Origin of the sequence: Paramicrobacterium humi (assembly GCF_900105715.1) — a bacterium.
GTDB lineage: Bacteria > Actinomycetota > Actinomycetes > Actinomycetales > Microbacteriaceae > Paramicrobacterium > Paramicrobacterium humi.
The window spans coordinates 1,437,139-1,449,005 of record NZ_FNRY01000001.1; the positions used below are offsets into that span (position 1 = coordinate 1,437,139).

Annotated in this window: 8 protein-coding genes; 7 read left to right on the plus strand and 1 reads right to left on the minus strand. The window is 63.9% G+C overall.

Annotated features, from left to right (window positions below; all coding sequences use genetic code 11):
• Window positions 1–39 precede the first annotated feature (39 nt).
• Window positions 40–1,284 (plus strand): dihydrolipoamide acetyltransferase family protein, encoded by a 1,245-nt coding sequence (locus BLV49_RS07230; protein WP_176980758.1) that lies wholly within the window; start codon window positions 40–42, stop codon window positions 1,282–1,284.
• Between the two features lie 9 nt (window positions 1,285–1,293).
• The gene (locus tag BLV49_RS07235; RefSeq protein ID WP_091182001.1) at window positions 1,294–3,762 is read left to right on the plus strand and encodes an alpha-ketoacid dehydrogenase subunit alpha/beta; all 2,469 of its coding nucleotides are present in this window, start codon (window positions 1,294–1,296) and stop codon (window positions 3,760–3,762) included.
• A gap of 60 nt (window positions 3,763–3,822) precedes the next feature.
• Here the strand turns inward: BLV49_RS07235 and BLV49_RS07240 are convergent, their stop codons facing one another.
• Window positions 3,823–5,916 carry a transketolase family protein gene (locus tag BLV49_RS07240; RefSeq protein ID WP_091182004.1) on the minus strand — a complete coding sequence of 698 codons (2,094 nt, stop codon included), beginning with the start codon at window positions 5,914–5,916 and terminating at the stop codon, window positions 3,823–3,825.
• A gap of 55 nt (window positions 5,917–5,971) precedes the next feature.
• On the opposite strand from BLV49_RS07240, the gene BLV49_RS07245 reads away from it, so the two are divergent.
• From BLV49_RS07245 to BLV49_RS07265, 5 genes are all read left to right on the plus strand, one after another.
• A complete protein-coding gene (locus BLV49_RS07245) occupies window positions 5,972–7,135 on the plus strand; it encodes an ROK family transcriptional regulator (RefSeq protein ID WP_091182008.1) in 1,164 nt (387 codons plus the stop codon).
• Between the two features lie 130 nt (window positions 7,136–7,265).
• On the plus strand, window positions 7,266–8,750 hold the full coding sequence (locus BLV49_RS07250; RefSeq protein ID WP_091182011.1) for a xylulokinase: 1,485 nt from the start codon (window positions 7,266–7,268) through the stop codon (window positions 8,748–8,750).
• Window positions 8,747–9,517, plus strand: a complete 771-nt coding sequence (locus BLV49_RS07255; protein WP_091182014.1) for an ATP-binding cassette domain-containing protein — start codon at window positions 8,747–8,749, stop codon at window positions 9,515–9,517. The genes BLV49_RS07250 and BLV49_RS07255 overlap by 4 nt, the downstream gene beginning before the upstream one ends.
• Complete coding sequence (locus BLV49_RS07260) at window positions 9,514–10,596, plus strand: ABC transporter permease (RefSeq protein WP_091182018.1); 1,083 nt, start codon at window positions 9,514–9,516, stop codon at window positions 10,594–10,596. Before BLV49_RS07255 ends, BLV49_RS07260 begins: the two co-directional genes overlap by 4 nt.
• Window positions 10,597–10,649: 53 nt before the next feature.
• Window positions 10,650–11,669 carry an ABC transporter substrate-binding protein gene (locus tag BLV49_RS07265; RefSeq protein WP_091182022.1) on the plus strand — a complete coding sequence of 340 codons (1,020 nt, stop codon included), beginning with the start codon at window positions 10,650–10,652 and terminating at the stop codon, window positions 11,667–11,669.
• Window positions 11,670–11,867: the final 198 nt, after the last annotated feature.

Consider the following 11,867-nt stretch of genomic DNA (forward strand, 5'->3'; position numbering starts at 1 on the left):
AATATCAAACGAGCACAAACTATTGCGAAGCGGAGAGCCATGAGCACTGAAGTCCGAGTGCCGACGACCGGTAATGCCGGCGAGGATGTGGTCGTCGCGCAATGGTCGGTCGCTGAGGGCCAGTCGGTATCGGCAGGCGAGGTGCTCCTCGTGCTCGAGACGGCGAAATCGACGGTCGATATCGAAGCGCCCGTCAGCGGGACTCTCCTGCGCGCGCTCGCCGAAGAGGGCGACGAAGTCGCAGAGTTCTCCGTCGTGGCGATCCTCGGCGAGCCCGGTGAGAGCGTGGCGGGCACGGCACCCGATTCCGACGCCTCGCCGACGGCATCCGCCCCCGCCTCATCGCCGGTCGCCGCGTCGCCAGCCGCGGCCGGGCCCGCTCCCCTCGCATCGCGCCGCAACGCCCGCGGCAAGGTGAAAGCATCGCCTCGCGCGGCGCTCATGGCCGAGCGCAGGAGAATTGACCTTGAACGGATCGTCGGCTCGGGGCCGGGCGGCCGCATCATCGTCTCGGACGTCATCGCGGCCAAAGCGGCACGCCCGAGCACCGAAAGCGTCGCCCCGGCAGCTGCCGCGCCGGCGGCATCCGCCCTGCCCGACGTCGATTTCGAGGTCGTGCCCGTCCGCGGCGCACGGAAGGTCACGGCGCAGCGGATGCACGAGTCGCTGCAGTCGACCGCGCAGGTCACGCTGACCCGCTACGCCGATGCGAGCCGCCTCTTCGACTACGCCGCTCGGCTGACGCACGTGAGCGAGTCCACCGGGCGCGGACGCATCAGCATCAACGACCTCCTCCTCTACGCGACGGCGAAGGCCGTCATCCGGCATCCCGAGGCGAACTCGGCTTTCAACTGGGACGGCATCCGTCGGTTCCGGACGGTGAATCTCGGGTTCGCCGTCGACACCGGGCAGGCACTGCTCGTTCCCGTGATCGAGCGCGCTGAGACACTCTCGCTTGAGGATCTCGCGAGCACCGCGCACGATTCCATCGCGCAGGCCAAGGCCGGTTCGCTCTCGAGCGAGCGCATGTCGGGCGGCACCTTCACCGTGTCGAATCTCGGCGGGCTCGGCATCCACTGGTTCACTCCCGTGCTGAACCCGCCCCAAGCGTGCATCCTCGGGATCGGCGCCGCCCACCAGGCGTACCCGGACGCGCCGCGTCAGCTTCCGCTCTCGCTCACCTTCGACCACCGCGCCCTCGACGGTGTGGCGGCAGCGAAAGTGCTCGCCGAGATCGCCCAGAACATCGAGACCGTCGACGTCCTGTCGGCCTTCAGCGCGTAAGGAACACACATGGCAAAAGAACTCCTCGTCGATCCCGCCATCGTGCGCGGTTCCGGCCGCATCGACATCGACTCGATTCCCGTCAACGCCTATGTGCCGGACATCGACGCGGAACGGGCGCGCTACGGTGACGACGCGCTCGTCCGGATCGGACGCGACATGCTCCTGGTCCGCGAGTTCGAACTCATGCTCAACAGCATCAAGCGCGAAGGGGCCTACGCCGGCATTGAGTACGTGCACGCGGGGCCGGCGCACCTCTCGATCGGCCAGGAGGCCGCGGCGGTCGGCCAGGCGTTCACCCTCGGCACGATCGACAAGGTCTTCGGCAGCCACCGCAGCCACGGCGAGGTCATCGCCAAGGGGCTCTCGGCGATCACGAGCGCCGCGCCCGCCGGTGTCGAACAGGCCATGCGCAGCTGGTCGAACGGCGCGATCTGGGACGTTGTCGAATCTCGGCTGCCTGCATCGGACGCTGAGCAGCAGGCCATCAACTACCTCATGTACGGCATGACGGCCGAGACCTTCGGCCGTAAGACCGGATTCAACCGTGGCCTCGGCGGAAGCATGCACGCGTTCTTCCCGCCGCTCGGAATCTTCCCCAACAACGCGATCGTCGGCGGCTCCGGGCCGCTGGCGATGGGTGCTGCGCTGCACAACCGGCTGCGCGCCGAGCCCGGGATCGTCGTCGCGAGCATCGGCGATGCCGCCACCGGGCGCGGTCCCGTGCTCGAGTCCTTCAACTTCGCCGGGATGGGACAGCTCTTCGGACTCATGGACGAGAAGCACTCGGGCGGGCTGCCCGTCGTGTTCTTCATCGTCAACAACTTCTACGGCATGGGCGGCCAGACGATCGGCGAGACCATGTCGTATGACCGGGTCGCCCGGCTCGGCGCCGGCTTCAACGCGCACAACATGCACGCGCAGACCGTGGACGGCAACAATCCGCTTGCCGTGATCCGGGCGATGGAGGAGGCGCGCGAGCACCTTGAGAGCGGCACCGGACCCGTGCTGCTCGACGTGCAGACCTACCGCCAGTCGGGACATTCACCAAGCGACGCCTCGAGCTACCGCACGAAGGACGAGCTGGAGCTGTGGGCGGCGGTCGACCCGATCGACGAGCACTTCTCCCGTCTCATCGACGCGGGCATCACGACCGCTGAACGCCGCTCGGAGCTCAAGGCGTGGGCCGAGCACACCGTCGCCTCCGTGCTCGAGGTCGCGATCGACACGACGGTCTCCCCGCGCCTCTCGCTGCGTGACGACCCGCGTGTGATGGCGGAGATCACGTTTTCCAACACGTCCGTCGAAGCCGGCGAGGCCCCGAAGGGGGAGACTCTCGTCCCGGTCGACGAACTCGAGCGACTGACCGCCATCGCGCGAAAGTCGCGGGTCGGCCTCGTGGACGGGAAGACGCTCAGCGGCGCCAAGGCCGTGACCTACCGCGATGCCCTGTTCGAGGCGATCGCCCGGCAGGCCGCCGCCGACGATCGCACGACGTTCTGGGGTGAAGAGAACCGAGACTGGGGAGGCTCGTTCGGCGTCTACCGCGGACTCACCGAGCTTCTGCCGCGGCACCGCCTGTTCAACTCGCCCATCTCCGAAGCCGCGATCGTCGGCTCCGGCGTCGGATTCGCTCTTGCCGGCGGGCGCCCCGTCGTCGAGCTCATGTACGCCGACTTCATCGGCTGCGCCGGCGACGAGATCTTCAACCAGATGGCGAAGTGGCGCGCAATGAGCGGTGGGCTCGTCGACATGCCGATGGTGCTGCGCGTCTCCGTCGGCAGCAAGTACGGAGCTCAGCACTCGCAGGACTGGAGTTCCATGGTCGCGCTCGTGCCCGGCCTCAAGGTCGTCTTCCCCGCGACGGCCCGTGACGCGAAGGGGCTCATGGCGGCCGCGCTGCGAGGCAACGACCCCGTCGTGTTCTTCGAGAGCCAGCGCCTCTATGACCAGGTCGAGGTCGTGCACGCCGACGGCGTGCCGAGCGAGGACTACGAGATCGAGATCGGCACGCCGACCATCGTGCGCGAGGGCGCCGACCTCACCGTCATGACCATCGGAGCCGCGCTCTACCGGGCGATCGAAGCGGCCGATCGACTCGAGGCCGAATACGGGATCTCGACCGAGGTCATCGACGCGCGTTCCATGGTTCCGTTCGACTACACGCTGCTGCTCGAGTCGGTCGCTAAGACCGGCCGCCTGCTGCTCGCCTCCGACGCGAACCTCCGCGGCAGCTGGATGCAGACCGTCGCCTCGCGGGTGCAGACCGAGGCGTTCGACGAACTCGACGCGCCCGTCGTCGTGCTCGGCGCCCGCAACTGGATCGCCCCGCCCGCCGAGCTCGAATGGGAGTACTTCGTCACGCCCGACGACATCCTCGATGCCGTCCACACGCGCATCATTCCCCTCGAGGGGCGCACCGGACCGACGGGACCCGGCGCGGAAGGCACTCTGGAGGAGTCTGCCCTCGGTCTGTGACGGCGCAACCGCTCAAGGTATCGGTCTCGAGCGACAGGTCGTCTCTCTCGGTGCCCGTGTCTATCGAATGTCTGCCAGTGAAGCCATCGCGGCGTCGACCACCGCATCGACTGTCAAACCGCGCAGCTCGAGGACCGCTGCCCCAGGGCCGGATTCGCCGAAGTCGTCGATGCTGATTACGCGGCCCCGACCGCCGACCCAGCGGTACCACGCGTCGCCTCGACCTGCCTCTATCGCTACCCGCGCCGCGAGAGCCTGTGGCAACACCTCTTCTCGCCATTCGGGCGACGCCGATTCGAACCATTCAACGCAAGGCATTGAAACGACGCGTGCGTTTATGCCGCTGGTTTGGAGCCGTCGTGCCGCGTCGATGGCGAGCGCAACTTCGCTTCCCGTTGCTATAAGTGCGATGTCTTGTTCCTCACCGCTCTTCCATGCAACATAGCCGCCACGGCTGACACCGCTTGCGGCAGCAGCGGGGTCGGGCAATGCGGGGAGGGCTTGCCGTGACAATACCAGGGCAGTCGGGGCCGACGGCTTTGCGAGAATTGTGCGCCATGCTGCAAAGACTTCCGACGCGTCGGCCGGCCTAATCACAGACAAATTCGGAACGGTGCGCAGAGAGGCGATCTGCTCGACAGGCTGATGGGTGGGGCCGTCTTCCCCCACTGCTACGGAGTCGTGGGTATAGACGTAAATCGTGGGCAAGCTCATGAGTGCCGCGAGCCGGAGGCTGGGGCGTTGATAGTCACTGAATGCGAGATAGGTCGAGCCGAACGGCCTCCAAAGGCCATGGAGTGCGATCCCGGACAAGATTGCAGCCATTGCATGTTCACGGATGCCAAACGGGATGAATTCTCCCGCCGGGTTGTGAGCGGACACCGGTTCGCCTGGGACGGCGATGTTTGTCGAACCCGCCAGGTCAGCTGAGCCGCCCCAAATCACTCCGCGCTCGTGGAGCGCCTTCACGACTGTGCCATTGGCTACGCGAGTCGCCAATGGCTCGCCCGCAAGAAATCGGGAAAGCCGATCCGAGTCCCCCAAGGTGCTGTCGTCGTCAAATGCACTGGTCGTGTGAGGCCCGAACGTATGCTTGAGCAAGCACCTCTTCTCGTTGAGGTCTGAGTGCTCGTCAGCCCAGCGCTCACGGTCAGCTGTCCAGTTCTTCTGTAAACTCTCGCCGCGCACGATTGCTTCGCGCGTGAACGCAAGTACGGCATCACTTACGAGTTCATTGAGACCGCATTTAGACGTAAGGCCGAGAGTGGTGAGCAGCCCGGCAATCGTCTTCTCGCCCAATGGACCGGCGTGTGCGGCGCTTGTTCCGGCAACCTCATCGGCCGGAGAGCCGATTACGCTGCGCACAGCGACGAGAGTGGGACGTCCTGTCCGCTCGCGTGCCGTCAACAGAGCGTTCTCTATTTCGTCGAGGTTCCGAGCATCCTGCACTTCGATGATTCGCCACCCATACGCGCGGTAGCGGTCACGAACGTCTTCAGCGAAAGTGGTCGACGTCGGGCCATCGATGGAGATTCCATTGTCATCCCAGATGGCCACCAGATTGTCGATGCCGAGCGTACCCGCGAGGCTCGACGCTTCTGCCGAGACGCCCTCCTGTAAGCAACCGTCTCCGGCTAGTGCATAAACTGTGGCATCCCAGACGCCAGCTCCTGCATCGTGGAGCGCCGTATCCCTTCGCAGCGATAACGCGAGTCCTACCGCGCTTGCGAGGCCCTGGCCGAGCGGACCAGTTGACATCTCGACTCCAGGAGTGACGCCCAGTTCGGGGTGCCCGGGAGTCCTGGATCTTAGAGCTCGGCTTGCCGCCAGGTCTTCGAGAGTGAGCCCGTACCCGCAGAGATATAGCTGTGTGTAGAGCAGCAGACTGGCATGGCCCGCAGACAGTATGAGCCTGTCGCGACCTTCCCACGCGGGATCGAGAGGGTTGTGCTTGAGGACGCGTTGGAACAAGACATGGGCGAGAGGCGCCAGGGCCATCGCTGTTCCTGCGTGTCCATGACCTTTCGACTGAACGATGACGGCGGGGAGCGCGATGGCCGTTGACACCGCTTGCAGCTCAGCGGTGCTTCGCGCACCGACCACAGCGTGATTTGAGAGTGCAGGGGCGGCGTCTGCAAGCGGAGAACTCGACATGTTTGGACTTTAGTAAATTAATGTACGTAAGCCAAGACCGGGCCGGAAGGACAGGATGTCGCGACGAAACACGACCGGAGCGGGTGTCGTCCTGGACCTCATACGTTCCGGGGAGGCGACAACGCGACACGACTTGCAAGAGGCGCTGGGCTGGTCGAGGGTGACGCTTGGGCGTCGTCTTGATGAACTGGTCCGCGCCAGCCTCGTTGTGCGCGCGGGTCAAAGCGCCAGTTCGGGAGGTCGACCGCGCGAGGAGTTCGAGGTCAACGCGGAGCGGGGAGTGATACTCGCGATAGACGCGGGAAGTTCCCATACCCGAATTGGCATTACGGATCTTGCCGGAAAGGTCCTTGTCGAGTCTGAGGCCGATCTCGGATCCTCGGATCGCCCTGAGGATGTGTTCACCTGGGCGAAAGCAACATTCGAGGAACTGCTCCTCGATATCGGTAAAGCGCGTAGCGATGTCGAGGGAGTCGGCATTGGCGTCCCATTCGCCGTGAGCGGCGCCGGGGGCGGAATCGAACCTTCGGATGCTGCTCCGCGGTGGAGCGGCGTTCGCGTTCGTGACTATTTCTCGGGATGGTGTGAGGAAGCCGTATTCGCGGTGGACCGCGACGTGAACGTGCTGGCTATCGGCGAAGCCAGGTTCGGCTGGCCAGAGGTGCGAGACCTTGTCGTGGTGAAGGCTGGGATCCGAGTGGGTTGTGCAGTCGTGACCGGCGGTCGGATAGTCCGAGGCAGCACCGGGCAAGCGGGTCTATTGAGCGCTCCGCTTCGCTACCAGCCGGGTGCTCGCTTGAAACCACTGGAATACGTCGCCAGTGGAGGAGTGATTCAGTCGCGGCTTTCGCGATCGGGACTGAAACTGCGTACAAGCGCTGACATTGCTGAGCTCGGCAGGGCGGGAAACAAAGAGGTGACGGCGCTGCTCGTTGAGATCGGGGAAATCCTCGGATTCGCCTTAGCGGACGTCGTCGGGCTCGTGAACCCAGCAGCCGTCGTTATCGGGGGAAATTTGGCCGACGGTGGGGATGGCTACATCAGCGCTGTACGGCGATCCATTATGTGCGCCGCCCATGAACTCTCCAGGCAGCGCCTTATCGTCGAGCGGTCGCGCCTTGGGGACAAGGCTGGAGTGAGGGGCGCAGCGGCTCTCGCCCTCGATGCCCTGTTCGAGCCAAGTCGCATCACGGCAATCTCCGGTTCGGATCTCGCATAGCCCGCACGCGCCGGTGCTCGGACGACTTCAGTCGTGGTGCACGTATGAGCAACAACTTGACATATGAGCGCCTACTCATAAGATTAGCAAAAGCCCAGCGACCGGCAGAAGGCTCGATGAGGAGTGAGGCATGGCGCACGTCTGGATCGGAATCGATCTCGGCACTTCGAGCGTGAAGTGTGTGGCGTTAGACGAGCGTGCCTCGGTCATCGCGACGAGCCAAGAACGGTATCCAGTGAACCGACCACGACCGGGTTGGGCCGAACAAGACCCCGAGTCATGGTGGTTAGCGGTCGTCGCGGCGTTAGCCGGCCTACTCCACCGGCTACCCGCCGGCACTTCCGTAGGGGGCGCCGGGCTTTCTGGCCAAATGCACGGTCTCGTTCTCGTTGACAATGCCCTGCGCCCCGTTCGCCCAGCGATCATATGGTCAGATAGTCGCGCATCGCGAGAAGTCGAGTATTGGCGGGCTCGCGTAGGCGACAACGAGATCGAGGCGAAAACGGGGTTCCGGCCGGCCAGCGGGATGGCGGGAGTCAGTCTCTCGTGGGTGCGTGCGCATGAGCCCGAGGCGTTTGCGCGCGCTGCGTTCGCCATGCAGCCGAAGGACTACGTTCGTTTGCGCCTGACGGGCCGGGCGGGGCTCGATCCAACTGACGCTGGCGCCTCCTTGCTGTTCGATGTGCGCTCCGGCGTGCCCGCCCAGCCCTTGCTTGATATCGCCGGAGTGGGTCGCGATTTACTGCCACAAGTCGTCGCTACGCTCGCGCCTTTTGGGACTGTCACGCAAGCAGCCGCACGCGAGACGGGACTCGCCCCCGGCGTATTGGTCGCGACTGGTGGGAGTGACCAAGCGATGGCTGCATTCGGTTTGGGACTTGACTCTTCCGATCGTGCCGCGATTTCACTCAGCTCCGGAGGCACCGTGTTGGTGCCGATTGACTCCTCTGCCGCAGTTCCCCCGGGTTATCACAGGCTGGCTGCCGCCACGCCGCGGCATAACCTCGCGATGGGCGTGATCTTGGCGGCGGGGCTTGCGACGGAGTGGCTGGCGTCGATGCTCAATCGCTCCGTGCAAGAGCTTCTGGAAGCGGCTGCCGACGTCTCGGTGGACGACGCGTTGATCGGCCTCTCGGATTTCGGCGGTACGCGAACCCCACGAGTGGATGGCGCGCCCCAAGGTGCCTTTTCTGGCATCGGTTTCCATCACGAGCCAGCTCATCTCATGCGCGCTCTCGTCGAGGGAGCGGCTGTCTCACTCGCGGGGGCACTCGCCGATATCCAGCCCGGCACTCTCAAGGCGAAGACGGTCGTGCTGTCAGGAGGTGGTGCACGGTTCGCAGTGTGGAGGCAGTCCGTCGCGGACGCGACGGGCCTTCCCGTAACGATCAGTGCTGACCTGGAGCATTCGGCGCTGGGCGCTGCTCTCTCCGCCGCGGCCGCGGCCGAGGCTGACGTGACCTTCGACGCCGCGCAGAGGGTCCACGGAATCGTGCAGCCTTCGGAGGAATCTGTTGCGAGGCTCCGTCGACAGAGTGAACGCCGGGCGGCATTGGCAGAAGTTTCGAGCACGAGGCGACATCCGCAGAACTACGGAAGTGGGGACCCGAAATGAGCACGACAGATCGTGTCGTTCTGAAGGCGCGTGGTGTGACAAAGCACTATGGCCATGTACAGGCTCTCCGCGGCGCCGACCTCGAGATACGCGCGGGTGAGGTAGTGGGACTCGTCGGGGACAACGGGGCGGGCAAATCGACACTCGTGGGCGTTCTCTCCGGAGCGACTCCTCCCACTGACGGAACGTTGGAGTTCGAGGGGAGCGATGTCTCGCTGGCGAATCCGGCGCACGCCCGCACCCTCGGCATCGAAACGGTCTATCAGGACCTGGCGTTAGCGCTTGACGTTCCGATATGGGCGAACCTCTTCCTGGGAAGGGAACGGCGAGCCCCCGGCCCGCTCGGCTGGTTCGGATGGCTGGACCGCCGAAAAATGATCGCCGAATCAGAGGACGAACTCTTGGCGACACGGATTCGAATCGGGTCCGTGAAAGCCCGCACTAGTGCTCTCTCGGGTGGGCAACGTCAAGCGATCGCTGTCGCCCGCGCGGTCTCACAGGGTTCGAAACTCGTGCTCATGGACGAGCCGACAGCCGCCCTCGGAGTTGAACAACAGCATCGTGTAGGTGAGCTGGTTCGTTCGGTTGCCGATCGGGGCGTCCCGGTGCTGCTCATCAGCCATAACCTTCCGCAGGTGTCCGAGCTCTGCGATCGGGTGCTGGTCATGTACCGCGGCCGAATCGTCGCTGACTTGAACCCCAAGCTGGAAACCGTGGAGACGATCATCAGCTGGATCACCGGTGCCGCACTGGAGGAGAAGAAATGAGTGATTCACGAGTCAAGCGCAAGCCGCGCACCGCTGAAACCTCCACGATCGATATGCCGGTTCACGCAGACGAGCCGCAAAAGCGTACAGCGCTCCAACGCGTGGGGCGTTTCCTGGGGCGAGGCGACGGAGATGTCGCAAGAGTTCTGATCCTTGTCGCCATAGTCATCGTGATAGGACTGTTTGCCCCCAACTTCCTGTCGAAAGCGAGCTGGCTGGCGCTATCGCAGACGGCCACGGTTGTGGCGCTGCTCGCTTTGGGGCAGACGTTCGTGATCATCACCGGAGGCATTGACCTGTCGGTGGGCGCGGTCATGGCCTGTTCGGCCGTGATCGGCGCGACAGTCATGCGCAACATGCACGTGTCTGGCGTAGAGCCGACACTCACGATACTTGCCGGGCTCGCGGTCATGCTCATCGTGGGATCCGCCGCGGGCCTGCTGAACGGCCTCGTTATCACGAAGCTCCGAATAACCCCGTTCATTGTGACTTTAGGCATGCTGAGCGTTGCCACAGGGACGATGAACCTTGTAAGTGGGGGAGCGGAGGTCGTAGGCCTCCCGCCTGTGCTCGGCCAGATTGGAAACTATCCACTCGGCGGGTGGGTTACGGTGCCTGTGCTCATCACCATTCTTGCGGCGATCGTCTCAGCGCTCGTACTGACAAGGACGCGGTTCGGACTGCGCTCGTATGCAATCGGTAGCAATCAGGGCGCAGCGCGTCGCGCGGGAATCGCCGTCGATGCGCACCTCATCCGCGTGTACGTTCTCGCGGGTCTGTTCTCCGGCATCGGTGGCTTCCTGCTGACAAGCCGTTTCGTCAACGCGAGCCCTTTGGCGGCACAAGGGATGGAGCTCTTGTCCATTGCGGCGGCTGTGATTGGCGGTGCGAGCCTCATCGGCGGACGTGGATCGATCGTCGGGACCATGATCGGTGCTCTGATCATGGCGGCGCTGCAGATCGGACTGATCGTGGCCGGGGTGCAGTCGTTCTGGCAAACGATTGCAATCGGAATCATCACTGTCGCAGCCGTATTCGGAGATCAGATTCGAATCAGGTATTCCGGCGAACGCGCCTGAGAGACCTTCACCAAAAAGCAGAGCAACGATGCTCTTCAGAAAGGAACCACATCATGCAATCACCAAATAGCCGAATCCGAAAGGCCGGGATAGCACTGTCTGCTGTTGCGCTCTTCGGTCTTGTCGGTTGCTCATCGAGCAGCGATGCGGGAAGCTCCAGCGAAGCTCCCGACGCCGGGGGCAAAGAGTATACGATCGCGCTCGTCCCTGGTATGACGACACACTCCGCGTACCAGACCATGTATTGCGGCGCACTCGAAGCCGCGGACGAACTCGGAGTCAAGGTCGACTTCCAAGGTGCCAATGCATGGGATCCCGCGAAGCAGCTACCCGTGGTCCAATCGATGCTCGCCACCGCTCCCGATGCACTTCTCCTCGTTCCCGCAGATTCCTCTGCGCTTCGACCCGCAGTGGATCAGTATCTTGCGGCTGATATTCCCGTGATTACAGTCGACACCGGCCTAGAGGACACGAGCGGCCTCACCGCGGTGATCAGCTCCGACAACGTCCAAGGTGGAGGCGCGGCAGCGGAAGCCCTCGGCGAAGCCATCGACGGCAAGGGCACGGTGGCCATTATTTCCGGTGTTCCGGGTGCTACCACCGACGTCGATAGAGTCGAAGGCTTCCGTGCGGTGATGGAAGAGAAGTACCCCGACGTCAAAGTGCTCGAACCCGAGTACTCGCGCTCCGTGGTCGCTACTGCTGAGTCTCAAGTTCAGGCTCTGATGCTCGCGCACTCTGACCTCACCGGAGTCTTCGGGGTGAACGGGAACTCCGCCACAGGCGCCGCAAACGCCGTCGTCAATTCCGGCCACGCAGGCGATATCGTCGTTGCCGGCTACGATGCTGAGCCAGGCACGGTGGAGCAGCTGCGTGCAGGAAACATCAACATCCTCGTCGTGCAGGACTTCATCCAAGAGGGTCGTCTCGGCGTCGAATACGCCTATGCCAAGCTCACGGGTGATGAATCGAAGATCGACACCCCGCGGGTCCTGGACAACATCATTGCGACGACGGACAACGCAGATGACCCGGAGATCTCGAAGTACTTCTACATCGAGAGCTGCCTGTAACAGATAAGCGATAGGCTTCCATGCCCGTCGCACAGGAGGGTTCTCCGCTCGCGGTGAGCGAGCGGGGGACCCTCTTTTCTCGCTAGCGCCTACTACATGCGGTTCAAATCCTCAGCGGATTCGCGGTTTCTTCGGCCTCACTGTCCCGCGCGCGAAGCGCCCGGTCGCAACGCGAAAAAGCGAACATCGTCCGTCAGG

Excerpts from the sequence above, each read along its gene's own strand:
- BLV49_RS07230 (WP_176980758.1), top strand. The coding sequence starts at position 40 with ATGAGCACTGAAGTCCGAGTGCCGACGACCGGTAATGCCGGCGAGGAT.
- BLV49_RS07235 (WP_091182001.1), top strand. The coding sequence starts at position 1,294 with ATGGCAAAAGAACTCCTCGTCGATCCCGCCATCGTGCGCGGTTCCGGC.
- BLV49_RS07240 (WP_091182004.1), bottom strand. The coding sequence starts at position 5,916 with ATGTCGAGTTCTCCGCTTGCAGACGCCGCCCCTGCACTCTCAAATCAC.
- BLV49_RS07245 (WP_091182008.1), top strand. The coding sequence starts at position 5,972 with ATGTCGCGACGAAACACGACCGGAGCGGGTGTCGTCCTGGACCTCATA.
- BLV49_RS07250 (WP_091182011.1), top strand. The coding sequence starts at position 7,266 with ATGGCGCACGTCTGGATCGGAATCGATCTCGGCACTTCGAGCGTGAAG.
- BLV49_RS07255 (WP_091182014.1), top strand. The coding sequence starts at position 8,747 with ATGAGCACGACAGATCGTGTCGTTCTGAAGGCGCGTGGTGTGACAAAG.
- BLV49_RS07260 (WP_091182018.1), top strand. The coding sequence starts at position 9,514 with ATGAGTGATTCACGAGTCAAGCGCAAGCCGCGCACCGCTGAAACCTCC.
- BLV49_RS07265 (WP_091182022.1), top strand. The coding sequence starts at position 10,650 with ATGCAATCACCAAATAGCCGAATCCGAAAGGCCGGGATAGCACTGTCT.